This window comes from Paraburkholderia metrosideri (genome assembly GCF_904848625.1).
GTDB classification, from domain to species: Bacteria; Pseudomonadota; Gammaproteobacteria; order Burkholderiales; family Burkholderiaceae; genus Paraburkholderia; species Paraburkholderia metrosideri.
Window position 1 is genome coordinate 53,264 of the sequence record NZ_CAJHCP010000022.1, and the last position, 22,864, is coordinate 76,127.

The following is a 22,864-nucleotide window of genomic DNA, read 5'->3' on the forward strand; positions in this document are numbered from 1 at the left end:
GTCCCCATGCGACAAATTTTTCTGCTGATCCTTCTTTTCATCGTCGGGCAATGGCTGGTGAAGGCGCTGCGCCGTCATGACGCACAGTCTGCGCAACGCACCGGAGGTGCCGGCGCGAATGGCGCCAAAGGTGCCGGCGGCGGCGCGCGTCCCTCCGCCGCGCCGCAACTCGCTGAACCCATGATCCGCTGCGCCGAGTGCGGCGTGCATGCGCCGAAGAGCGACTCCGTCGTGGTAGCGGGCCAACCGTTCTGTAGCGCCGCGCACGCGCAGCGTCACGGCGCGCGTCCGTCGGGCCGCGACGCCCGATGAGCGTCGAGTTCACCGTCGATGCCGACGGTTGGGTCGCCGCCGCACGCAAACTGCCATCGCCGAATTTCGAAGCGCGGCCCGCAGGGGTCGTGCCGACGCTGGTCGTGGTCCACAACATCAGCCTGCCGCCGAATCAGTTCGGCGGCACGGCGATCGCCGAATTATTCCTGAACACGCTCGACTGCAACGCTCATCCGTACTACGACTCGCATCTGCGCGGCGTGCGGGTGTCCGCGCATTTCGTGATTCTTCGCGACGGCACGCTCGAACAGTTCGTGTCGTGCAACGAACGCGCGTGGCATGCGGGCGCGTCGAATTTTTTCGGACGCGAGCGCTGCAATGATTTCTCGATCGGCATCGAACTGGAAGGCAGCGACGCCGCAGCCTTCGAAGCGGCGCAATACCGCACGCTCGGTGCGCTCGTGAGCGCGTTGACGGCACGCTATCCGGTCGAAGCTATAGCCGGTCACTCAGACATCGCCCCCGGTCGCAAGACCGATCCTGGGCCCCATTTCGAGTGGCCGCGTCTGCGCGACGACACCGCGCTTTCCGATCAGTACTTCCCCTATCTCAAGTTTTCCGAAACGCGGTAAACCCCTTTCGCGCGAGATCGCAGAACCCGAAGGAGAGCGAGGCGTGGCCTCGTTTTTCGGGGCATATCCTCGTGTCCCGCTTCACGCCGTGCGAAGCAAAAGTCAAGACTTCGAAAGCAAATAAAACGATTTGACCTGTCTCGAATCTCCACTATACTTGGTGCCACAAACCGGGTTGTGCACTATATCTTGTGTGGTCTGTGCATAACTCTGTGAATAACCGAGTGTATAAGTCCGCGGCGCCCCGTTCTCCGAGCATGGCGCCGCAAGCATTCCAGAGCAGTGAAAAATTTCCTGCGGTGCAGCCGGTAGAGACCTCCGGCTGCATCCAGCAGCATTCGGGGAAAGGGCACAGCCAGTGATCGCGACACACACCATGAAGACCGTTTCCAATTCGAATCAGGCTTCATCGCAGTCGCATCCAGCCATCCGGATCAGCCGGCCTTTTTCCAGCACTCCATCGCTTGCGCACACGGCTGCGCAGCATTCGATTTAATCCGCGGCACTCGCCGCACTTTCCAGAACCAGGAGCTTTGCACATGCAAACCACCGACAACGCGACGACCCGCTACGAGGGCTCATCGACTGGCCAGGCGTTTGGCCAGGCTCAAGGCGCCCAGGCGCTCGCGCCGCAAGCGACTTACGCCGACTACAAGGTGATCCGTCGCAACGGCAGCGTGGTGTCGTTCGAACCGTCGAAAATCGCCATCGCAGTGACGAAGGCATTTCTGGCCGTCAACGGTGGTCAAGGTGCGGCGTCGGCGCGTGTGCGCGAACTGGTCGAGCAACTCACGCAAAGCGTGGTGCGCGCGCTGCTGCGCAGCCGTCCGAACGGCGGCACGTTCCATATCGAAGACATTCAGGATCAGGTCGAACTCGCGCTGATGCGCGGCGGCGAACACAACGTCGCGCGTGCTTACGTGCTGTATCGCGAGAAGCGCACGCAGGCTCGCGGTCATGACGAGCAGGTCGCGGCCAGCGCGCCGGGTCTGAACGTGACCGACAACGGCGTCTCGCGTCCGCTCGACCTGGCCGCGCTGCGTGGCGTGATCGAATCCGCTTGCGCGAATCTGGGCGACGCGGTGAGCGCCGATCCGATCATCGCGGAAACGGTGAAGAACCTGTACGACGGCGTGCCGATGACCCAGGTCTACGACTCGGCCATCCTCGCTGCTCGCACGATGATCGAAAAAGACCCGGCGTACAGCCAGGTCACCGCGCGCATCCTGCTGCACACGATCCGCCGCGAGATCCTCGAAGAAGAAGTCACACAAGGCGAAATGGCCGAGCGCTACGCCGAGTACTTCCCGAAGTTCATCAAGCGCGGCATCGCTGCCGGCCTGCTCGACGACAAGCTCCAGCAGTTCGACCTGAAGCGCCTGGGCGCGGCGCTCGACAACAGCCGCGATCTGCAGTTCGGCTACCTCGGCCTGCAAACGCTGTATGACCGCTACTTCCTGCATCACGACGGCGTGCGCATCGAAATGCCGCAGGCATTCTTTATGCGTGTCGCAATGGGCCTGTCGTTGAACGAGATCGACCGCGAAGCGCGCGCCATCGAGTTCTACAACATCCTGTCGAGCTTCGACTTCATGTCGTCCACGCCGACGCTGTTCAACTCGGGCACGCATCGTTCGCAACTGTCGTCGTGCTACCTGACGACGGTCGACGACGACCTCGACGGCATCTACGAAGCGCTGAAGGAAAACGCGCTGCTGTCGAAGTTCGCCGGCGGTCTGGGCAACGACTGGACGCGCGTGCGTGCGCTCGGTTCGCACATCAAGGGCACCAACGGCAAGTCGCAAGGCGTGGTGCCGTTCCTGAAGGTCGTCAACGACACGGCAGTCGCCGTGAACCAGGGTGGTAAGCGCAAGGGCGCGGTGTGTGCGTATCTGGAAACGTGGCACCTGGACATCGAAGAATTCCTCGAACTGCGTAAGAACACCGGCGACGACCGTCGTCGCACGCACGACATGAACACGGCGAACTGGATTCCCGACCTGTTCATGAAGCGTGTGATGGAAGGCGGCGACTGGACGCTGTTCTCGCCGTCCACCTGCCCGGACCTGCACGACCTGTTCGGCGCGGAATTCGAAACGGCTTACACGGCTTACGAAGAGAAGGTCGCGCGCGGCGAGATCAAGCTGTTCAAGAAGGTGCCGGCAGCTCAGCTGTGGCGCAAGATGCTGGGCATGCTGTTCGAAACCGGCCACCCGTGGATCACGTTCAAGGATCCGTGCAATGTGCGTTCGCCGCAACAGCACGTCGGTGTCGTTCACTCGTCGAACCTGTGCACGGAAATCACGCTGAACACGAGCGATGCTGAAATCGCCGTGTGCAACCTGGGTTCGGTGAACCTGGTCGCTCACCTGAAGGAACAGGCAGACGGCACGCTCGTGCTCGACCACGAAAAGCTCAAGCGCACGGTCAGCGTGGCCATGCGCATGCTCGACAACGTGATCGACATCAACTACTACGCGGTCGCCAAGGCACGTAACTCGAACCTGAAGCACCGTCCGGTTGGCATGGGCATCATGGGCTTCCAGGACTGCCTGCACCTGCTGCGCACGCCGTACGCATCGCAAGAGGCTGTCGCGTTCGCCGACACGTCGATGGAAGCGGTTTGCTACTACGCTTATTACGCGTCGACGGAACTGGCGCAGGAACGCGGCCGCTATTCGAGCTACCGTGGTTCGCTGTGGGATCGTGGCATCCTCCCGCAAGACTCGGTGAAGCTGCTGGCTGACGCACGCGGCGGTTACGTCGAAGTCGATTCGAGCGAGTCGATGGACTGGACCGAACTGCGTGCGCGCATCGCCCAATACGGGATGCGCAACTCGAACTGCGTGGCAATTGCACCGACGGCGACGATCTCGAACATCATCGGCGTGTCGGCCTGTATCGAACCGACGTTCCAGAACCTGTATGTGAAGTCGAATCTGTCGGGCGAATTCACGGTGGTCAACGACTACCTGGTGCGCGACCTGAAGGCACGCGGCCTGTGGGACGAAGTGATGGTCGCCGACCTGAAGTACTTCGACGGCACGCTGTCGCGCATCGACCGTATTCCGGCCGACCTGCGCGCGATCTACGCGACCGCGTTCGAACTCGATCCGGTGTGGCTGGTGGAAGCGGCGTCGCGTCGTCAGAAGTGGATCGACCAGGCGCAGTCGCTGAACATTTACATGGGTGGCGCATCGGGTAAGAAGCTCGACGAGATCTACAAGCTCGCATGGGTCCGCGGTCTGAAGACCACGTACTACCTCCGCACGATGGCGGCGACGCACGTCGAGAAGTCGACGGTTGCACACGGCGCGCTGAACGCGGTGAGCTCGGGTGGCAGCGAAGGTTCGGGCGGTGCAGCAGGTGGCGCGGCAGGTGGTTTCGGTGCAAACAACGGCGCGGCTGGCGGTGCCGCAGGCGGCTTTCAGGCTTCAGCGGCCACGCCAGCAGTCGGGATTGAAGCAGCGCCGGAAGCGGATGGTCCGGTGTGCATGATGCGTCCGGGCGACCCTGGCTTTGAAGAGTGCGAGGCTTGCCAGTAAGTTGTTGGCCAGCCGTCAGCAAGCAGCAGGATCGCTGCTTGCTGACGGGTTGTAGGTAATGACCCGCAGGGAACGATCAGCAAAGTTTGTTTGAGTCGTGAAGCAGATGTGAAGACGATGGGCGGCGAGTGGGATCAGCATCGCGTCGCTCGTCGGAAGCAGTGAAGCGGTGAAGCAGAATCGCAACGCCGCAGAGCGGCGCAGGGCAAGCACTGAAGGAAGTCGCGAAGCGACCGTCCGGCAACCCGATCGCAGACGAGCGGTTGAGTGACAAACCAGCGGCAACTGGCGGCGACCCGCAGCAAGCGCGTGGCATACAGCAGCAGACAAGCAGCAGGCAAACAGCAGATAAGCAGCAGCACGCAGTCCGCAGCCGGCATCACCTCAGCAAGCGCGCGACACAGTGCGCTCAGCAAACGCTTCGATCGGTGGGTCGATCAACACAATCGGCTGGATGCATCGCTCGACATCGCATTGAACTTCACCTCGCTGTCACTGACGAACAGGCAAACGCGAGGCAAACGCGAGGCAGATGCAAAGCAGGCGCGGACCACCGCAGCAAGCATCGCAACGCAAACGCAACGTAGTGCCCCGGCAACATCAGGACGCTGCGAACACGCTCCGCAATACAGATAGATAGAGCAGCGAAACGTCATGAAGACACGTTGCTCTTCGAGCTCGCGAAGCACGTCGACGACACACGTTCAACACGCTTCATCTGAGGCGTCACACACAGTAGGTTGAACAAAGTGTTGTATGAACGTAGCAACGCGAATCGAAAACAGGATTTTTCGTGAGCGAACTCTTTTATCGCTCGTGAAAAGATGGTACAAACCGTTCTAAATTGATGGTGACATTTATGCTCAACTGGGATGACGAGATCACTGCCGTAACTCCCTCGAGCGGCGCGCAACAGAATGCGTTGCGCAACGCGGCGGGATCGGCTGTCGGTTCGCAATTCGAAACGCGCTCCGCTCCTCATGCTCCCTCGGATCGAAACGTCTTCGCGTCTCAAGACGTTTTCGAAAAAGGCATTGCCGCTGCTCACGCTGCCGGAACGGCGGCGGTTTCTGAAGCGCGAGTCAACGTCGCCGACAAGCGCATCATCAACGGCCAGACCGACGTCAATCAGTTGGTGCCGTTCAAATACAAGTGGGCTTGGGAAAAGTATCTGGCTGGTTGCGCCAACCACTGGATGCCGCAAGAAGTGAACATGTCGCGCGACATCGCCCTCTGGAAAGACCCGAACGGTCTGACCGAAGACGAGCGCCGCATCGTCAAGCGCAACCTGGGCTTCTTCGTGACGGCCGACTCCCTCGCCGCCAACAACATCGTGCTGGGCACCTACCGCCACATCACGGCGCCCGAATGCCGCCAGTTCCTGCTGCGCCAGGCGTTCGAAGAGGCGATCCACACGCACGCTTACCAGTACATCGTCGAATCGCTGGGCCTCGACGAAGGCGAAATCTTCAACGCGTATCACGAGGTCGCCTCGATCCGCGCAAAAGACGAATTCCTGATTCCGTACATCAACGTGCTGACCGATCCGGGCTTCCAGACCGGCACGCTTGAGACTGACCAGACGTTGCTTCGCTCGCTGATCGTGTTCGCCTGCGTGATGGAAGGCCTGTTCTTCTACGTCGGCTTTACACAAATCCTGGCGCTTGGCCGTCAGAACAAGATGACCGGCGCGGCGGAACAGTATCAGTACATCCTGCGCGACGAGTCGATGCACTGCAACTTCGGCATCGACCTGATCAACCAGATCAAACTCGAAAACCCGCAACTCTGGACAGCTGAGTTCCGCGCGGAAATCCGCGAGATCTTCCAGCAAGCGGTCGAACTTGAATATCGTTACGCAGAAGATACGATGCCGCGCGGGGTGCTCGGCCTCAACGCGTCGATGTTCAAGAGCTATCTGCGCTTCATCTGCAACCGCCGTTGCCAGCAGATCGGTCTCGATCCGCTGTACCCGAACGAGGAAAACCCGTTCCCGTGGATGAGCGAGATGATCGACCTGAAGAAGGAACGCAACTTCTTCGAGACGCGAGTAATCGAATATCAAACTGGTGGCGCGCTGACCTGGGAGTGATCCGGGTTCGTGTCGCAGACGCAATATCGATGGGGATGCCGCCGGCTTCGGCAGCGGCAATTTTGGCTAGGAGCTTAACCGCCTGATGCAAAGCTTGCCCGGTGCGTCGCGTGCCTTCGCGGCCCACAAACATGACTGGCACTTTGCGGACCCTTCAGTGGGATGGGCAAACTTCCCCCCGGAAAAAGCCGTTGGCGTTGTCGCCAGCGGCTCGATCAAGCAATTGCCGGCATCGGAATTCGATGCCGAACAGATCTGGCGCGCGGTGCCTCGTGGCACGGCGCGCCTTACCGCATTCATTAGCGTAAGCGCGCGGCACCTGCGTACGCCGATGAATAGCCCGCTTCGTAGCGCGCGCCCTGAGAAGCGTCCGCGGGAAGCGGGTTTTGACGAAGGGTGTAGTTTGAACTGACTCTCATCTGAAAACCTGAAGGAGAAAATGATGGCAACTGCAAAGAAAGCCGCCGCTAAGAAACCCGCAGCGAAGAAGGTTGCAGCTAAGAAAGCTGCTCCGGCTAAGAAGGCTGCACCGGCAAAGAAAGTCGCTGCAAAGAAAGTTGCAGTGAAGAAGGTTGCAGCAAAGAAGGCAGCACCGGCTAAGAAGGTTGCAGCGAAGAAAGCTGCTCCGGCGAAGAAGGTTGCAGCCAAGAAAGTCGCTGTGAAGAAGGTTGCGGCGAAGAAGGCAGCACCGGCCAAGAAAGCCGCTCCGGCGAAGAAAGTTGCTGCAAAGAAAGTTGCAGTGAAGAAGGTCGCAGCAAAGAAGGCGGCGCCGGCTAAGAAGGCTGCAGCGAAGAAGGCTGCACCGGCCAAGAAGGCTGCTGCCAAGAAGGCTGCGCCTGCGAAAAAGGCTGCTGCTAAAAAGGCTGCGCCTGCTGCGAAAAAGGCTCCTGCTGCGAAGAAGGCTGCACCTGCCAAGAAGGCTGCTGCGAAGAAGGCCGCTGCTCCTGCGAAGAAGGCTGCACCCGCGAAGAAGGCTGTCGCCAAGAAGGCTGCGCCTGCACCCGCTGCGACTTCTGTCTCGAGCGCACCGGCTGCGACGGTGAAGACTGCGCTGAACCCGGCAGCGGCATGGCCGTTCCCGACGGGTAGCCGTCCGTAAGCCGTAGTCAGGCAGTAGTTAAGCTGTAGAAGTCATTCGACACGTCGCAAGATGTGTCCGATGACCGGATAGCGCTCGAGTTGTAGCGAGCGCTATCCGGTCATGATCCCGTTGCTGGTTTTCCGGCGACGGGATTTTTTTGCCCGGCATTTCATGCAGCGTCCGGCGACGCGTATCACGCCACGAAGCACGTGGTTAGACATGTGGAGTCGTAGCAGGGGAGGACGTGTTCAGGCCAATCGCACAGAGCAAAAGCGACAGACGAAAAAAGACGCATGCACAGGGGAGGGCATGCGTTTGAGGTCGTCGCGACCGCGTGTTAGCCGGTCGCGCGAGAGGGGAAATGGTTAGAGCGTGATCAACGCGTGACGCGTGAAACGCCACCGCTGGACAGGATTCGTACGCGGTCGCCAGCACGGAAGGTTTCGCCCGTGGCGGTTTGCGTGATTGCGCGCAGATCGCCGTTGTCGAGCCGCACGGTAATTTCGAGGCCGTCGCGCATCGCCATGTTGTTCTCGATCGCGTTGCCTGCGACCGCACCGCCTATCCCGCCGATGATACCCGTTGCTACGGAGCCGCGGCCGCCGCCAATCGAACTGCCCGCTAGTGCGCCGAGCGCCCCGCCGCCGACTACACCCAGCCCGCTGGACTGGCCGTTGTTGGTGCTGATCCGAACCATGCGTACGCTGTCGACCGTGCCCATACGCACCGTCTGTTCGCGCTGTGCCTGTGACGCATTGAAGACGTCGGGAGAACTACTGTTAACCGCACACCCCGTCATGGCCACTGAACCGGCAATCACGGTGGCTACCATCAGGCGACTCGTCGTTCTCATTACCTGGCTCCCATAGCTCAGCTCACGGCAGTTCGTATCCGAACGCCTGCTTGAACCGTTCGTTGATCTCCGCCCGGGTGGGCGCGTAATTTTGCGGCCCCTGTTGCTCAATCTTCAACGCACCCATCAGACTCGCAAGCCGGCCAGTGGTCGCCCAGCCAAGCCCGTTCTCGATACCGTAGAGCAAACCGCCGCGGAACGCGTCGCCGCAACCTGTGGGGTCGAGCACCTGCTTCGCTTTCACTGCCGGAATCTCTTCGATACCGTCTGCATGGTGAATCTGTGCGCCCTGCTCGCCAAGAGTGATGATCAACGCGTCGACCTTGCCGGCGATCTCTTCGATCGACCAGCCAGTCTTGTTGCTCACCAGCTTGGCTTCGTAATCGTTGACAGCTACATACGTGGCAAGTTCAATCATGCGCCGCAGCGTGTCGCCGTCGAATAGTGGCAAGCCCTGGCCCACGTCGAAGATGAACGGGATGCCCGCGGCCGCCAGATGTTCGGAATGCTGAATCATGCCGTCGTAGCCGTCCGGCGCGACGATGCCGAGCGTGATGCCCTTCGCTTCATCGGCGCGGTTCAGGTGCGACTGCATCATCGCGCCCGGATGGAACGCGGTGATCTGATTGTTTTCCAGGTCGGTCGTGATCATTGCCTGTGCCGAGTAGGTGTCGGGCACGACCAGCACGCTTTCCGTCGACAGGCCGAGCTGCGCGAAGCGGTCCATGTAAGGCTGCGCGTCGACCGAGCCGAGTGTGCCCATGATGCGCGCGTCGCCGCCCAGCAGCTTCAGCGAGTACGCGATGTTGCCTGCGCAGCCGCCGAACTCGCGACGCATCGTCGGTACGAGAAAGCTCACGTTCAGGATGTGGACCTGATCCGGCAGGATGTGCTCCCGGAAGCGGCCTTCGAAAGTCATGATGTTGTCGTAGGCGAGCGAGCCGCAAATGAGCGTAGCCAAGGCGAACGTTCCTGTAAAAACAATGGATAGAAAAGGGCGGCGATGCCACGGCGCCGCGCGCGAAGCGCGGCACCGGCATCGCACGGAAGGGCTTACTTCAGCGCGGCGAGTGCTGCGTCGTAGTTCGGCTCGTTCTTGATCTCGCCGACCAGCTCAGCGTGCACGACCTTGTCGTTTTCGTCGACGACCACCACCGCACGTGCCGTCAGGCCCGTCAGCGGGCCGCTCGTCACGTCGACGCCATACGCTTGCGCGAACTCATGGCCGCGGAACGTGGAAGCCGTGACGACGTTCTCGATGCCTTCGGTCGTGCAGAAGCGCGACGCGGCGAACGGCAGGTCACCCGACACGACGATCACAGCCGTGTTGGTCAGCTTCGCAGCGGCTTCGTTGAACTTGCGGGTCGACGTAGCGCAGGTCGGCGTGTCGAGGCTCGGCACGATGTTCAGCACTTTGCGCTTGCCGGCGAAATCGGCGAGCGACAGCGGCTTCAGATCCTTACCCACCAGCGAGAAAGCAGGGGCGGTGCTGCCAACCGACGGGAACGTGCCGGCTACTTCGATCGGGTTGCCACCCAGCGTGACTTGGCTCATGTTGTTGTGCTCCGAAAATTCGTCAGGAATGACGGTGAACGCGCCCAGTCATGGCCGGGCGCGCAAGGATGCGTTACGGATAAAAAATCTGCACGCGGAAATTGGAAGCGACCGCCACGCCCGTGTCGAGATGCACGATCATGGTCTGCGTGGCATGCGCCGGCAGACCCGCCGAGATCAGCGTGCCGGGCGGCACGTAGTCTTGCGGCCACAGCACGCGCCGGATCGCCACGTTGTTCTGGTCGTCGAGCAGCGTGAGTTCGATGGCCGGATACGCGAGCGCGATATTGAGGCGGTTGTGCAGCGGCATCTTCAGCTCGAGCTTGTGCGGCCCGTCGATTTGGCGCAGATCGGATGGCTCGACCAGCAAGCCGTCGATGTTATGCGGCGGTGTGATCTGGCAGCCCAGCTCCGAGCAGACCTTGACGTAGACAGCCTGCGAACGCGGCAGGTACACGAGCACGGTCTCGCGTTGCCACCATGCCAGCTGCGCGAGTAACGCGACGATCAACAGCACGAGCAGTATCGCCCCGCCGATTGCCAGGCCCATGTGTCGTGGTTTGCCAGGACGAGTTTCGCGCACGACCGGGAACGGCTCATCGCCATCGTTCACCGGATTGACGGAGAAGGGCTCGCCGCTCGAAGCGGCCGGAGAGGGCGGGAAGCCTGCGCCGCCGCTTCCGCCCGCAGCGGCCGTGCCGGCTGCGGGGTCGGCCGGGCCTTGCCTCGTAGCCGCGGCACCAAAGGCCGCCGCTCCACCGACTTCAGCCGCCGTGGCGGCAGCCGGCGCGCCGAAATGCGGTTCGTTATCGGGGACGCCATGCAATGTCGCCGAGGGGTTCAATACCGGCTCGTCCGGTGACGTATCGGACGGACGCTCGGTCTTGTGCCAGACGCGCGGCGCTTCGTCGACGGACGGTTCGACAGAAGGCTCTTCGTCTGCCGGGTAAGCGAAGGGGTCGAGAGGGGCATCTGCCAGCACCGGTTCTTCGTCGGCTGGCAGGGGCGGAGGGAACGCGCCGGGCGGCAGTTCTGGCTCGGTCGCATGGCGCGGTGTCAGCGCGACGCCGGCGTCGGTGGAAACTGGGGTGAGCGGGATGTTGCCGGCATTGTGCCGTAGACGGTCGTCGAGCGCAGCGTCAGTGGCCGGCGCCCATGGGTTCCATGCTTCCGCGCTGAAGTCGGGGCCTTTCTGGCGGACGCCGGAAAGCGCTTCGATCGCCGCAGCCGCCGCGACCGGTTTGGCGGCGGAAAAGTCGCCGCCTTCGGTTACGTCGAACAGGCTGCTCGACGCGTCGAACACTTCCTGGCAATGTCCGCAGCGGACAAGACCGCGGCGCAGCGCGAGCTGCGCCGGTTGCAGGCGGAAGACGGTTTCACAGAAGGGGCAACGCGTCGCCAGGAGCATATTGAGCCGGTAAGCCAGAAGGCCGGTGGTTGGACAATACGCCTTATTCTAATGGCTTTCGCGACGGGTTCCCGTTAGACATACCCAACCTTCGTGTTCGCGCCATACGCCGATATCGATCCACTGTGCGTAGACCTGCGCGACTTCATCCGCTTGCCGCGCCAGGATGCCCGACAGTGCAATGCGGCCGCCCGGTTTGACCTTCGACGACAACATCGACGCCATCAGCTTGAGCGGATTCGACAGGATATTGGCGACCACGATATCGAACTCGCCGGTCGGGCATTCGTCAGGCAAACCGTATGTGACTTCGGCTCGATTGCGCTCGCTGTTGTGACGCGCGGACTCGACCGCTTGTGGGTCGATGTCGATGCCATACACCGGGTTCGCGCCGCACTTCTTCGCGAGGATTGCGAGAATGCCCGAGCCGCAGCCGTAATCGAGCACCGACTGTTCTGGTTTGACCGATTGTTCGAGCCATTCCATGCACAGCCGGGTGGTCGGATGGCTGCCGGTGCCGAATGCAAGACCCGGGTCCAGTTCGAGCACGAGTGCGTCGGGGTCCGGCGCATCGTGCCACGACGGTACGACCCAGATGCGTTCGCCGATTGGAATCGGATCGAACTGCGACTGCGTGAGCCGCACCCAATCCTGGTCTTCGACAACGCGCACGGTGAACGACGGCGCGCTCGGCAGACCAATCTCGTTAGCCGCCGCGGTCAGCAGCACCGCTGGCTCGTGTTCCGGCGCGAGCAGCGCGATCACGCGCGAACGCTGCCACGCCGTGCGATCCGGTGTGAGACCGGGCTCGCCGAACAACGGCTGTTCGTCGGGCGTGTCGGCGTCCGCATCTTCAACCGACACGGACAACGCGCCCAACTCGAGCAGCGCGTCGGAGAATTCCTCCGCGTGCTCGCGTGCCAGCTCGGCGATCAGTTCCCGGTAGCTCATGACTTACGCTTCTTCCGGCGCGGCCTGCAGCTTCGCGGCCAACCGGTTTTCGAGGTAGTGAATGCTGGTGCCGCCTTCGACGAACTTCGCGTCCAGCATCAGCTCGCGGTGCAATGGGATGTTGGTCTGAATGCCTTCCACCACCATTTCCGACAACGCGATGCGCATCCGCTTGATCGCCTGTTCGCGCGTGGCGCCGTAAGCGATCAGCTTGCCGATCATCGAATCATAGTTCGGCGGCACGAAATAGCCATTGTAGGCATGCGAGTCGACGCGAATGCCGGGGCCACCCGGCATATGCCACGACGTCAAACGACCCGGCGACGGAATGAACTTGAACGGATCTTCCGCGTTGATCCGGCATTCGATCGCATGACCCTTGAACTGGATGTCGCGCTGACGGAACGCGAGCTTCTCGCCGGCTGCGATGCGGATCTGTTCCTGCACGATGTCGACGCCCGTGATCAGCTCGGTCACCGGATGCTCGACCTGCACGCGCGTGTTCATTTCGATGAAGTAGAACTCGCCGTTTTCGTACAGGAACTCGAACGTACCCGCGCCAAGATAGCCCATCTTCTTGCAGGCATCCGCGCAACGATCGCCGATACGGTCGATCAGACGGCGCGCAATACCCGGCGCCGGCGCTTCTTCAATCACCTTCTGGTGACGGCGCTGCATCGAGCAATCGCGCTCGCCGAGCCAGATCGCGTTCTTGAACGAATCGGCAAGGATCTGGATTTCGATGTGCCGCGGGTTCTCGAGGAATTTCTCCATGTAGACCTGCGGGTTGCCGAATGCACGGCCGGCTTCTTCGCGCGTCATGTTGACCGCGTTGACCAGCGCCGCTTCCGTGTGAACCACGCGCATGCCGCGGCCACCGCCGCCGCCGGCCGCCTTGATGATGACCGGATAGCCGACCTGGCGGGCTATCTTCACGATCTCTTTCGGATCGTCCGGCAACGCGCCTTCCGAACCCGGCACGCAAGGCACGCCGGTCTTGATCATGGTCTGCTTGGCCGTGACCTTGTCGCCCATCATCCGGATGGTTTCCGGGCGCGGGCCGATGAAGGTGAAGCCGGACTGCTCGACCCGTTCGGCGAAGTCGGCGTTCTCCGACAGGAAGCCGTAGCCGGGGTGAATCGCTTCGGCGTCGGTCACTTCAGCGGCGCTGATCAGCGCCGGCATGTTCAGATAGCTCAGATTCGACGGAGCCGGTCCGATACAGACCGCCTCGTCGGCGAGCTTCACGTACTTGGCTTCTTTGTCGGCTTCGGAATAGACGACGACCGTCTTGACGCCGAGTTCGCGGCAGGCGCGCTGGATACGAAGCGCGATCTCGCCACGATTGGCAATGAGGATTTTTTCAAACATAGCGGGTTTTCGACTCATCAATGGGCGCCGGGTTGAATGCAACACCGGCTGCCTCAGAGGATCGGTCGCGCGCCTTTCGAACAGCGGGCGCGCGGGCGGCGTACATGACGTGCCGCGTTAGCCGACCACGAACAGCGGTTGGCCGTACTCGACCGCCTGACCGTTTTCGACGAGGATTTCCTTCACCACGCCGGACTTGTCCGATTCGATTTCGTTGAGCAGCTTCATGGCTTCGATGATGCAAATCGTCTGGCCTTCCTTGACCGTGTCGCCCACCTGGACGAACGGCTCGGCACCCGGCGACGGCGCACGGTAGAACGTGCCGACCATCGGCGACGTCACCACGTGGCCTTGCGGCGCGGCGACTGCCGGCGTAGCCGGAGCAGCGGCGGCAGCCGGGGCTTCGCCGCCCATCGGCGGAGCCGGTTGCGCGTATTGCGGCGCGTACGAGGCGGACGGTTGCACGTAAACCGGCGGCGCGTTCTTGACGATACGCACCTTGCCTTCGCCCTCGGTCACTTCGAGTTCGGAAATGCCGGACTCCGAGACGAGGTCGATCAGAGTTTTCAGTTTACGAAGATCCATCAGGAAGCCCCTTTCAATGCAAAAAGTGCCGGCACTTGCGAGAGCCGGCTCAAATTAGTCGTGTTTGGATTCAGCCGCGCGACGAGCCGGCGGCGAGCCGGTCGAGCGCGAATTCGAGCGCGTATAGATATCCCTTCCAGCCGAGGCCGCAAATCACGCCCTCAGCCTGGTCGGAGAAATACGAGTGATGCCGGAACGGTTCGCGACGATGCACGTTCGACAGATGAATCTCGACGAACGGGATGCCGACCCCCGCCAGTGCGTCCCGAATGGCCACGCTGGTGTGCGTGTACGCGGCGGGATTGATCAGTATGAAATCGGTTTGCTCAGTCCGGGCGGATTGGATGCGGTCGACCAGAGCGCCTTCGTGGTTGCTCTGGAACGACGCCAGCTCGACGCGTGCGTCCGCTGCGCGGTCCGCCAGCGCCTGGTCGATCTGCGGCAAGGTCACGCGACCGTAGACCTCGGGTTCCCGGGTGCCGAGAAGGTTGAGGTTGGGTCCGTGCAGTACCAGCAGTCGCGTCATGGTCGCTTCTTTTTCCGTGGAATTGGGCGCACTTTAGCGCTGATTAGAGAAACTTGTCTAGTTTCCCGCACATAAGGAACGATGGCGCGACGACCGTGTCGTCACGCCGGACGCGCATCTTCTCTCAAATTCGCGCGATTTGCGTGCATTTTCGCTCGTTCCGACGGTAACTGAGCGTCAAAAGAATGTGATATTTAAAGCGCGTCGAGGGTCTGCCGGAGGACGGCGGGGTCGATCTGTCCTAATTTTGTCGAGCGGACATTGCCTTTCGCGTCGATCACGACCGTAAAGGGCAGGCCGCCGGCGTTATTGCCGAACGCCCGCGCAAGGTCAGCGCCGCCGAAACCGGTGACATAGACCGGGTACGCTACCTTCACCTTCTGCAGGAACGCCTGGACGTTTTTGTCCGAATCGACGCCAAGTCCGACGAACTGGATCCCTTTCTTCGCGTATTCGCGCTGAAGTTGGGAAAGCGCCGGCATTTCCTCCACACACGGTCCGCACCACGACGCCCAGAAGTTGACGACGATTGGGTGGCCTTTAAGCATGCTTAGCGACTGCGGCTTCCCGTCGACGTTCGTGACAGGCGCGGCCCACAGTTGATCGACCGCGCTCTGGTGAGCGGTGGGCTGGGCGGCGTGCGCGACCTCGGTGTCGCCATTCAGCCAATGATTGGCCAGCACACCACCGCCCGCCGCGACGATTGCTACCACTGCGCCTGCCAGAATCCGTCTCGTATTCATTGATTGTGGGTCGGTCTAATTAGTGGAAGGGGTTGCTTCGCTGCTGTCGAGCAGCGCCTGAACCGCCTGCAGATTCGCTCGCGCCGTGCGGCCACGGGCGTCGGCCCGTACCGCGCCGCGCAGGTCGTCCGATTCATACAGCGCAACGTGGATGCCCGCCGGTTCCGCGTCGCGCCCTTCGTTCGCGGGGCGCCACAGGAAGCTCAACGTTTCGACGTAGCCACGCCCGGCGAAGTGGCGGGTCTCGGACACGTCATATTGAATGTTCGCGTTCAGGAAGTAGATCGCGACTTCCTTCGGGTTGTCGCAAAACACCTGCAGATGAATGTCTGAATGCTCACCGGCTGTTCCGCCCAGCACCGCACCCGTCAGATAGGGATGAAAGGGGGCCAGCCGCTCCATCCAGTCGATCGCGATACGGCGCAGCCGCCGCAGCAGCACCGGCTGGCTGTCGCCCTGGAAGAGCGACTGGTACTCGCGGATTTCTTCTTCTATCTGGTCGTTATCCGGCAGCCATTCGCCGGCAACACGCGTCTCGCCGACAACCTGTCGGGCCGCTTTGCGCTTGGCCGTGGCGTAGTCCAGACCGTCTTCGGCGATCATGCGCGCAGCTGCTATGGCGATTTCCTCGCGCACGCGCTGCGGATCGAAATGTGATTTGCGAACCATCCGTCAATCATACTAGAGATTGACGACAGGCCTTTCCAGGCGGGGCGCGCCCCGCGCGCCGGGCAAGCGCGGCGCGCGGCAACGCTCGATGGGGGCAGTCGAACCTGTCGGTTACAATAGCGTCCTTTGCAGACGGTCGTTCCGGCCGTTTTGCTGCACTCCCATCCCTCGCAAAAAAACGCCCGCGCGGCACGACAGGCTTATGCATATCCACATCCTCGGCATCTGCGGCACGTTCATGGGCGGACTAGCGGTTCTCGCGCGCGGCGCGGGCCACACCGTGACGGGTTGCGACGCCGGCGTCTATCCGCCCATGAGCACGCAGCTCGAGGCGCAAGGCATTCGCCTGATCGAAGGGTATGACGCGGACCAGTTGAACGGTCTGAACGCCGACCTGTTCGTGATCGGCAATGTGGTGTCGCGCGGCAACCCGCTGATGGAAGCGATTCTCGACCGCGGTCTGCCGTATGTTTCCGGCCCGCAATGGCTGGGCGAGCACGTGCTGAACGGCAAATGGGTGCTGGCGGTGGCCGGCACGCATGGCAAGACGACCACCAGTTCGATGCTGACGTGGCTGCTGGAAGATGCAGGCCTTAACCCCGGTTTCCTGATCGGCGGGGTGCCGCTGAATTTCGGCGTGTCGGCGCGGCTGACCGATTCGAGCTTCTTCGTGATCGAAGCCGACGAGTACGACACCGCGTTCTTCGACAAGCGCTCGAAGTTCGTCCATTACCGGCCGAAAACGGCGGTTCTGAACAACCTTGAATTCGATCACGCCGACATCTTCCCGGATCTGGCCGCGATCGAAACGCAGTTCCATCACCTGGTGCGCACGGTGCCGGGCATCGGCCGGATCGTGACGAACGGCCGCGAAGACGCCCTTGAGCGCGTGCTGACGCGCGGTTGCTGGAGCGAAGTCGAGCGTTTCGGCGTGCAGGGCGGCTGGGAAACCTTGCCTGCGGAAGACGGCGTTCCCGTCGACGAACAGTTTGCCGTGTATCACAACAGCGAGCGCGTCGGCGTGGTCGACTGGCAGGTGCAGGGCGAGCACAACCGGATGAACGCATTGGCCGCAATCGCCGCCGCGCGCCATGTCGGCGTGCCGCCAGCGCAGGCTGCGCAGTCGCTGGCGAGCTTCCGTAATGTGAAGCGCCGCATGGAAGTGCGCGGCAGCGTCGACGGTGTGACCGTGTACGACGACTTCGCGCATCACCCCACCGCGATCGACACCACCGTGGCCGGGCTGCGCGCGCGGGTCGGCCGCGATAACACGCGGATTCTCGCCGTGCTGGAGCCGCGTTCGAACACGATGAAGCTGGGCGTGATGAAAGCGCAGCTACCCGCCAGCCTCGCCGACGCCGACCTCGTATTCGGCTACGGCGCGCCGGCGGGCCGCGACGCGCTCGGCTGGAATCTCGGCGCAGCGCTCGCGCCGCTCGGCGGCAAAGCGCAAGCCTTCGACAATCTCGACGCGCTCGTCAAAGCGGTGGTCCATGCAGCGCGCCCCGGCGACCAGATTCTGGTGATGAGCAACGGCGGCTTCGGCGGCGTGCATCAGAAGCTGCTCGACGCACTTTCCGCGCGAGGCGCTTCGTGATTCTCTATCTGCACGGTTTCCGCTCGTCGCCCAATTCGTTCAAGGCGCGCGTATTGGCGGCGCGTCTACTGGAATTGGGGCGTGGCGACGAATGGTGCTGTCCGATGCTGCCGGTCTCACCGTTCGAGACGGTAGCGCTCACCGAATCACTGGTTGCCGATGCAAAACCGAAGAACGTCACGGTGATCGGCAGTTCGCTCGGCGGCTATTTCGCGACCTACCTGGCGGAAAAGCACGGGTGGCCGGCTGTGCTGCTGAACCCGGCGGTGGTGCCGCAGCGCGACCTGAGCGCCTACCTCGGCGAACAGCCGTTGTGGCATGGCGGCGGCAGTATCGTTGTCGAACCGCATCATCTTGATGAATTGCGCGCGCTCGGCGTCGCATCGATCACGCGGCCCGAACGCTATTATTTGATGGCCGCCACCGGCGACGAAGTGCTCGATTACCGCGAAATGCTTGCGCACTATCCGGGCGCACGCACTACGCTGATCGAAGGGAGTGACCACGCGATCAGCGAGTTCGCGCAATACGCCGACGAGGTGCTGGCGTTTTGCGACGCAGAAGATATCGAGCCGCCCGCGCCGCGCGAAGCCGCTTGAGACGGCGGGACGGCGAGACCGCCTGACGTGACCGGGTAGACATGGCGCGTTGGGCAGGCTTTTGCGGCTGACGGGAAAGAGGGCCAGCTTAACGGGCTCACGGCAAAAAGGCTGGCGAGCTTAAGCAGCCAGGTGGCAACCCGGCAGTCACCGAGCTGCTACGGAAGAAAAGATTCGACGGTGCACGGCATAACCGAAGGCAACTGAAGCGTCCCGCGAACGCCTGCAGCCAACCGTCGTCCGTCACCAGATTTCACCAGATTCAACCCGCTGGCGCGCGTATCGCGCCGCGGATCCACTACCACGAACACGTTGCCGTGCCGCGCACGCAGTGACCGATCGCCGAACAGGATCGGGCGCGCCGGCAGATGCAAGACAGAACGAGAGTATTGAGTGAACGTTTTCTTCGAGGAATCGGGCAGTTTCAAGGCGGGCAGCGTGCTGTCGCGCCAGGGCGATGCTTTTCAGGTCGAGTTGCCGGGCGGCCGGCGTGCCAAGGTGCGCGCGAAAGACGTGCTGATCGAATTCGAAAAGCCGAGCGCGGCCGAACTGATGCAGCAGGCCGACACCGTCGCGCAGGATATCGATCTGGACTTTCTGTGGGAATGCGCGCCGGACGAGGAATTCCCGTTTGCGACGCTCGGCGCTGAATATTTCGGCGAACACTTCGGTTCCATCGAGCGCGCGGCGTTGATATTGCGCATGCACGGCGCGCCGGTGTACTTCCGCCGCAAGGGCCGAGGCATGTATCAGCGCGCGCCGCAGGAACAGTTGAAGATGGCGCTGGCCGGGCTCGAACGCAAGCGTCAGCAGGCGCTGGTTCAGCAGGGCTACGAGGAAGAGTTGAAGGCGGGTCGTCTGCCGGACGCATTGGCCGGCAAGACCGCGCTCATGCTGCTGACCAAGCCGGACAAGAACACGATCGAATACAAGGCGCTTGAAAATGCTGCGGCTGCGCGGGGCATTTCGCAGGCGCGTCTGATGCTCGAGTGCGGCGCGATTCCGTCCGCGCGGGCGTTGCATGAGGCGAAGTTCCTCGCCGAGTTTTTCCCGCATGGCACCGGTTTTCCGCCTGTCACCGCAGGCAGCTTGCCGGAGGATCTGCCGGAAGCCAACGTGCAGGCATTCTCGATCGACGACATCACCACGACCGAAATCGACGACGCGTTCTCCGTCGAGCATCTGGCCGACGGCCGCGTGCGGATCGGCGTGCACATCGCCGCGCCGGCGCTCGGTATCCAGCGTGGCGACGAAGTGGACGAGATTGCGCGCACGCGTTTGTCGACCGTGTATATGCCCGGCGACAAGATCACGATGCTGCCCGATAGCGTGGTCGAAGCGTTCACGCTGGCTGAAGGTGGTTTGCGCCCCGCGTTGTCGCTGTACGTGATCATCAATCGCGAGACGCAGGAAATCGTCGCGAGCGAAACGCGCGCCGAGCGCGTGTTCGTCGCGAACAACCTGCGTCACAACACGCTCGACGAGCTGGTCACCGAAGAGGCTCTGGCCAACGGTACCGGCGAGTATCTGCACAAAGACGACATCGCGGTGCTGTGGCCGTTTGCGCAGGCGCTGTTCGAAAAGCGCCAGACTGCGCGGGCCGGCTATGGCCTGCGCCGCGAAGTGCAGCGCAATACCGACTTCAACTTCTACGTGGAAGGCGAGCACATCACGATCACGCCGCGCCGGCGTGGCTCGCCGCTCGACACGATCGTCGCCGAGCTGGCGATTCTCGCGAACTCGTCATGGGGCGCGTTCCTGCATGATCACGGCGTACCGGGCATTTACCGCACGCAGCGCGCGTTCGGCGCGCCGACCGGCCCGAAGCGCACGCGCATGCAGACCAACGCCGCGCCGCACGAAGGCCTGGGTGTCACGCAATACGCGTGGAGCACGTCGCCGCTGCGTCGCTATACCGATCTGGTGAATCAGTGGCAGTTGATCGCCTGCGTGCAACATGGCGTGACCGCCAAGCTGGCCGCGCCGTTCAAGCCGAAAGATGCCGATCTGTTCGCCGTCGTGCAAGGTTTCGACGACACGTACACCGCGTACGCCGATCATCAGCGCCGGATGGAGTACTTCTGGTGTCTGCGCTGGCTGAAACAGGAAAACCGCAAGCAGGTGGTGGCCTCGGTGGTGAAGGGCGATCTTGTCCGTCTCGAAGAGATTCCGTTGCTGCTGCATGTGCCGGGTCTCGGTGTGCACGCACGCGGCACGCGTTTGCAGATGGAAGTGATGTCGCTCGACGAATTGACGGTCGAAGCTTCCGTGCGTCTGCTGCACGTGCTCGACGCACCGACCGTGACGAGCGGCAATGAAGCGGAAGAAGCCGAAGAAGCGGACGAAAGCGACGAAGAGCTGATCGACGCGGCCGACGACAGCGCCGAAGGCGAAGCCGAGGCTCAGGCCGAAGCCGACCTCGACGGCGAAGCGAATGCGGACGACGCAGCCGCCTCTGACGACGGGGAGAACACCGACGCTACCCGCGCCGCCGATCAGCACATTGCGGAGCCGGGACGATGAACACGAACGCAACACGCGACCGCTATGCGGTCATCGGCAACCCGGTGGGTCATAGCAAATCGCCGTTTATCCACGGGCGCTTTGCTGAGCAAACCGGCGAGCCGGTCGAATACGGCCACCTGCTGGCTCCGGTCGACGCGTTCGTGGCGCACGTGCGCGCTTTTATCGATGCAGGCGGGCGCGGTCTCAACGTGACCGTGCCGTTCAAGCTCGACGCGCATGCGTTCGCCAGCACGTTGTCGCCGCGCGCGGCGGCGGCGGGTGCGGTGAACACGTTGCGGATCGATTCGAACGGAATCTACGGCGACAACACCGACGGCTTCGGCCTCGTGCGTGACATCGAGGTGAATCTCGGCGTGTCGTTGAAGGATGCGCGCATTCTTTTGCTGGGCGCCGGCGGTGCGGCACGCGGCGTCGTCTTGCCGATGCTGGACCGCGCGCCGCATACGTTGACCATCGTCAATCGCACGGCGGCGAAGGCTGAGGCGCTAGTCGATCAGTTTGCGCAGGCTGCCCGCGACGCTTCATGCCGGCTGACTGGCGGCAGCGCCCGGGCGATCGATCCAGGCACGTACGACGTGATCGTCAACGCGACGGCCGGCAGTCTGGACGCGTCGTTGCCCGAGTGCGACGACAGCGCGTTCGGCAACGGCACGCTGGCGTACGACATGATGTACAGCGCGCATCCCACGGTTTTCATGGAGCACGCGAGCAAGCTGGGCGCGCGCGGCGCCGACGGGCTCGGCATGCTGGTCGAGCAGGCCGCCGAATCGTTTTTTATATGGCGCGGTGTGCGGCCTGACGGCGCGCCGGTGCTGGCTGAATTGCGCGCATTGCTGACGGCGCCGTCGCACGCATAAGGCCGCGTTTGCATTCTCTGAACTCTTCGAAGCGGGGACCGGAAGCACCATGACAGCAACGCGGCGTGCGAGCCGGCCAGGTCCGGTGCGATGGGCGTTCTATCTGGGCGCCGTGCTGCTGATCGCATGGCTTGCGACGCAGGCTTACTACTTCGCGCAGATCGCGATATGGAACACCGTCAATCCGCAGTCGACGGCGTTCATGCGTTCCGATGCGTGGACGCTTCCGAAGGAACGGCCGGGTGTGTCGCTGCAACATACGTGGGTGCCGTATGACCAGATTTCGCACAATCTGAAGCGCGCGATCATCGCTTCCGAAGACGCGAATTTCGTCAATAACAACGGTTATGAAACCGACGCGATTTTGCAAGCCTGGGAGCGGAACAAGGCCAAGGGCAAGATTGTTCGGGGTGGCTCGACGATTACCCAACAGCTGGCGCGGAATCTGTTTTTATCGCGGGAGAAGAGCTATATCCGCAAAGGCCAGGAGTTGATCATCACGTGGATGCTTGAGACGTTGATGGACAAGGAACGCATCTTTGAGATTTATCTCAACTCCGTTGAATGGGGTAATGGTGTGTATGGTGCTGAAGCGGCGGCGCAGTATTACTACAAGACGTCGGCCAGCAAGTTGACGGCGGGGCAGTCGGCCCGACTGGCGGTGATGTTGCCCCGGCCCAAGTATTTCGACGACCATCGGGGTTCGGCGTATCTGGTTCAGCGCGCGCGCGTGATTGCGCGGCGGATGGGGGCGGCGGAATTGCCCGATTAAAAGGGTGGGTTTGCCCGGCGGGGCGGGGTTTTTTTTCTGTGTTCGTGCGGGGTTGGCGTTTTTTGGATTTCCCTTCGGGATGGTTATTGGCGTTGGCCGTTGGCTGGGTGCTTTGGCTGGGAGCCGCCTTGGGTGTGTTCTTTGGGCGTTGGCCTTTCCTTGTGTTCACGGTGGTCTATTAGCACTGCCCCTGTGCGGGGCGGCACTCACTTTCTTTGCCGCCGCAAAGA

At 62.2% G+C, this 22,864-nt stretch carries 21 protein-coding genes; 11 read left to right on the top strand and 10 right to left on the bottom strand.

Annotated features, from left to right (window positions below):
• Nucleotides 1-6 precede the first annotated feature (6 nt).
• The 6 genes from LMG28727_RS32180 (at nucleotide 7) to LMG28727_RS32205 (ending at nucleotide 7,641) form a co-directional block, all read left to right on the top strand.
• On the top strand, nucleotides 7-312 hold the full coding sequence (locus LMG28727_RS32180) for a PP0621 family protein (RefSeq protein ID WP_201646347.1): 306 nt from the start codon (nucleotides 7-9) through the stop codon (nucleotides 310-312).
• Complete coding sequence (gene ampD / locus LMG28727_RS32185) at nucleotides 309-905, top strand: 1,6-anhydro-N-acetylmuramyl-L-alanine amidase AmpD (protein WP_201646348.1); 597 nt, start codon at nucleotides 309-311, stop codon at nucleotides 903-905. The genes LMG28727_RS32180 and ampD overlap by 4 nt, the downstream gene beginning before the upstream one ends.
• Nucleotides 906-1,444: 539 nt before the next feature.
• Nucleotides 1,445-4,450, top strand: a complete 3,006-nt coding sequence (locus tag LMG28727_RS32190) for a ribonucleoside-diphosphate reductase subunit alpha (RefSeq protein ID WP_201646349.1) — start codon at nucleotides 1,445-1,447, stop codon at nucleotides 4,448-4,450.
• Nucleotides 4,451-5,309: 859 nt separating this feature from the next.
• Nucleotides 5,310-6,542 (top strand): ribonucleotide-diphosphate reductase subunit beta, encoded by a 1,233-nt coding sequence (locus LMG28727_RS32195; RefSeq protein ID WP_201646350.1) that lies wholly within the window; start codon nucleotides 5,310-5,312, stop codon nucleotides 6,540-6,542.
• 85 nt (nucleotides 6,543-6,627) lie between these two features.
• Nucleotides 6,628-6,954, top strand: coding sequence for a hypothetical protein (locus LMG28727_RS32200; protein WP_201646351.1), 327 nt, complete (start codon nucleotides 6,628-6,630; stop codon nucleotides 6,952-6,954).
• 30 nt (nucleotides 6,955-6,984) lie between these two features.
• Complete coding sequence (locus LMG28727_RS32205) at nucleotides 6,985-7,641, top strand: histone H1-like DNA-binding protein (protein WP_201646352.1); 657 nt, start codon at nucleotides 6,985-6,987, stop codon at nucleotides 7,639-7,641.
• Between the two features lie 358 nt (nucleotides 7,642-7,999).
• On the opposite strand, the gene LMG28727_RS32210 is transcribed toward LMG28727_RS32205, so the two are convergent.
• The 10 genes from LMG28727_RS32210 to LMG28727_RS32255 all read right to left on the bottom strand — a co-directional run bounded on the left by LMG28727_RS32210 (nucleotide 8,000) and on the right by LMG28727_RS32255 (nucleotide 16,283).
• On the bottom strand, nucleotides 8,000-8,476 hold the full coding sequence (locus LMG28727_RS32210; RefSeq protein WP_201646353.1) for an outer membrane lipoprotein: 477 nt from the start codon (nucleotides 8,474-8,476) through the stop codon (nucleotides 8,000-8,002).
• A gap of 22 nt (nucleotides 8,477-8,498) precedes the next feature.
• Nucleotides 8,499-9,437 carry a carbohydrate kinase family protein gene (locus LMG28727_RS32215; protein WP_201646354.1) on the bottom strand — a complete coding sequence of 313 codons (939 nt, stop codon included), beginning with the start codon at nucleotides 9,435-9,437 and terminating at the stop codon, nucleotides 8,499-8,501.
• Between the two features lie 92 nt (nucleotides 9,438-9,529).
• Nucleotides 9,530-10,030 (bottom strand): thiol peroxidase, encoded by a 501-nt coding sequence (gene tpx, locus LMG28727_RS32220; protein WP_201646355.1) that lies wholly within the window; start codon nucleotides 10,028-10,030, stop codon nucleotides 9,530-9,532.
• Between the two features lie 73 nt (nucleotides 10,031-10,103).
• Nucleotides 10,104-11,438, bottom strand: a complete 1,335-nt coding sequence (locus tag LMG28727_RS32225; protein WP_201646356.1) for a zinc-ribbon and DUF3426 domain-containing protein — start codon at nucleotides 11,436-11,438, stop codon at nucleotides 10,104-10,106.
• A gap of 48 nt (nucleotides 11,439-11,486) precedes the next feature.
• Nucleotides 11,487-12,389 (bottom strand): 50S ribosomal protein L11 methyltransferase, encoded by a 903-nt coding sequence (prmA, locus tag LMG28727_RS32230; RefSeq protein ID WP_201646357.1) that lies wholly within the window; start codon nucleotides 12,387-12,389, stop codon nucleotides 11,487-11,489.
• Nucleotides 12,390-12,392: 3 nt separating this feature from the next.
• Nucleotides 12,393-13,760: an acetyl-CoA carboxylase biotin carboxylase subunit gene (gene accC, locus LMG28727_RS32235; protein WP_201646358.1), complete on the bottom strand. Its 1,368-nt coding sequence runs from the start codon at nucleotides 13,758-13,760 to the stop codon at nucleotides 12,393-12,395.
• Nucleotides 13,761-13,877: 117 nt separating this feature from the next.
• Nucleotides 13,878-14,345 carry an acetyl-CoA carboxylase biotin carboxyl carrier protein gene (gene accB / locus LMG28727_RS32240; RefSeq protein ID WP_201646359.1) on the bottom strand — a complete coding sequence of 156 codons (468 nt, stop codon included), beginning with the start codon at nucleotides 14,343-14,345 and terminating at the stop codon, nucleotides 13,878-13,880.
• A gap of 70 nt (nucleotides 14,346-14,415) precedes the next feature.
• Nucleotides 14,416-14,871, bottom strand: coding sequence for a type II 3-dehydroquinate dehydratase (aroQ, locus tag LMG28727_RS32245; protein WP_201646360.1), 456 nt, complete (start codon nucleotides 14,869-14,871; stop codon nucleotides 14,416-14,418).
• A 194-nt stretch (nucleotides 14,872-15,065) separates the two neighbouring features.
• Nucleotides 15,066-15,614 carry a TlpA family protein disulfide reductase gene (locus LMG28727_RS32250; RefSeq protein WP_201646361.1) on the bottom strand — a complete coding sequence of 183 codons (549 nt, stop codon included), beginning with the start codon at nucleotides 15,612-15,614 and terminating at the stop codon, nucleotides 15,066-15,068.
• Nucleotides 15,615-15,629: 15 nt separating this feature from the next.
• On the bottom strand, nucleotides 15,630-16,283 hold the full coding sequence (locus LMG28727_RS32255; protein WP_201646362.1) for a UDP-N-acetylmuramate--alanine ligase: 654 nt from the start codon (nucleotides 16,281-16,283) through the stop codon (nucleotides 15,630-15,632).
• 202 nt (nucleotides 16,284-16,485) lie between these two features.
• Here LMG28727_RS32255 and mpl point away from each other — a divergent pair, with 202 nt between their 5' ends.
• The 5 genes from mpl (at nucleotide 16,486) to mtgA (ending at nucleotide 22,634) form a co-directional block, all read left to right on the top strand.
• Nucleotides 16,486-17,880, top strand: coding sequence for a UDP-N-acetylmuramate:L-alanyl-gamma-D-glutamyl-meso-diaminopimelate ligase (gene mpl, locus LMG28727_RS32260; RefSeq protein WP_201646363.1), 1,395 nt, complete (start codon nucleotides 16,486-16,488; stop codon nucleotides 17,878-17,880).
• Nucleotides 17,877-18,479, top strand: coding sequence for a YqiA/YcfP family alpha/beta fold hydrolase (locus LMG28727_RS32265; protein WP_201646364.1), 603 nt, complete (start codon nucleotides 17,877-17,879; stop codon nucleotides 18,477-18,479). The genes mpl and LMG28727_RS32265 overlap by 4 nt, the downstream gene beginning before the upstream one ends.
• Nucleotides 18,480-18,872: 393 nt before the next feature.
• Entirely contained in the window at nucleotides 18,873-21,002 is a 2,130-nt protein-coding gene (locus LMG28727_RS32270; protein ID WP_201646365.1) for a ribonuclease catalytic domain-containing protein, read from the top strand.
• A complete protein-coding gene (aroE, locus tag LMG28727_RS32275) occupies nucleotides 20,999-21,862 on the top strand; it encodes a shikimate dehydrogenase (protein WP_201646366.1) in 864 nt (287 codons plus the stop codon). The genes LMG28727_RS32270 and aroE overlap by 4 nt, the downstream gene beginning before the upstream one ends.
• 49 nt (nucleotides 21,863-21,911) lie before the next feature.
• On the top strand, nucleotides 21,912-22,634 hold the full coding sequence (gene mtgA / locus LMG28727_RS32280; RefSeq protein ID WP_201646367.1) for a monofunctional biosynthetic peptidoglycan transglycosylase: 723 nt from the start codon (nucleotides 21,912-21,914) through the stop codon (nucleotides 22,632-22,634).
• Nucleotides 22,635-22,864 lie beyond the last annotated feature (230 nt).

Excerpts from the sequence above, each read along its gene's own strand:
- LMG28727_RS32180 (WP_201646347.1), top strand. The coding sequence starts at position 7 with ATGCGACAAATTTTTCTGCTGATCCTTCTTTTCATCGTCGGGCAATGG.
- ampD (WP_201646348.1), top strand. The coding sequence starts at position 309 with ATGAGCGTCGAGTTCACCGTCGATGCCGACGGTTGGGTCGCCGCCGCA.
- LMG28727_RS32190 (WP_201646349.1), top strand. The coding sequence starts at position 1,445 with ATGCAAACCACCGACAACGCGACGACCCGCTACGAGGGCTCATCGACT.
- LMG28727_RS32195 (WP_201646350.1), top strand. The coding sequence starts at position 5,310 with ATGCTCAACTGGGATGACGAGATCACTGCCGTAACTCCCTCGAGCGGC.
- LMG28727_RS32200 (WP_201646351.1), top strand. The coding sequence starts at position 6,628 with ATGCAAAGCTTGCCCGGTGCGTCGCGTGCCTTCGCGGCCCACAAACAT.
- LMG28727_RS32205 (WP_201646352.1), top strand. The coding sequence starts at position 6,985 with ATGGCAACTGCAAAGAAAGCCGCCGCTAAGAAACCCGCAGCGAAGAAG.
- LMG28727_RS32210 (WP_201646353.1), bottom strand. The coding sequence starts at position 8,476 with ATGAGAACGACGAGTCGCCTGATGGTAGCCACCGTGATTGCCGGTTCA.
- tpx (WP_201646355.1), bottom strand. The coding sequence starts at position 10,030 with ATGAGCCAAGTCACGCTGGGTGGCAACCCGATCGAAGTAGCCGGCACG.
- LMG28727_RS32225 (WP_201646356.1), bottom strand. The coding sequence starts at position 11,438 with ATGCTCCTGGCGACGCGTTGCCCCTTCTGTGAAACCGTCTTCCGCCTG.
- prmA (WP_201646357.1), bottom strand. The coding sequence starts at position 12,389 with ATGAGCTACCGGGAACTGATCGCCGAGCTGGCACGCGAGCACGCGGAG.
- accC (WP_201646358.1), bottom strand. The coding sequence starts at position 13,760 with ATGTTTGAAAAAATCCTCATTGCCAATCGTGGCGAGATCGCGCTTCGT.
- accB (WP_201646359.1), bottom strand. The coding sequence starts at position 14,345 with ATGGATCTTCGTAAACTGAAAACTCTGATCGACCTCGTCTCGGAGTCC.
- aroQ (WP_201646360.1), bottom strand. The coding sequence starts at position 14,871 with ATGACGCGACTGCTGGTACTGCACGGACCCAACCTCAACCTTCTCGGC.
- LMG28727_RS32250 (WP_201646361.1), bottom strand. The coding sequence starts at position 15,614 with ATGAATACGAGACGGATTCTGGCAGGCGCAGTGGTAGCAATCGTCGCG.
- LMG28727_RS32255 (WP_201646362.1), bottom strand. The coding sequence starts at position 16,283 with ATGGTTCGCAAATCACATTTCGATCCGCAGCGCGTGCGCGAGGAAATC.
- mpl (WP_201646363.1), top strand. The coding sequence starts at position 16,486 with ATGCATATCCACATCCTCGGCATCTGCGGCACGTTCATGGGCGGACTA.
- aroE (WP_201646366.1), top strand. The coding sequence starts at position 20,999 with ATGAACACGAACGCAACACGCGACCGCTATGCGGTCATCGGCAACCCG.
- mtgA (WP_201646367.1), top strand. The coding sequence starts at position 21,912 with ATGACAGCAACGCGGCGTGCGAGCCGGCCAGGTCCGGTGCGATGGGCG.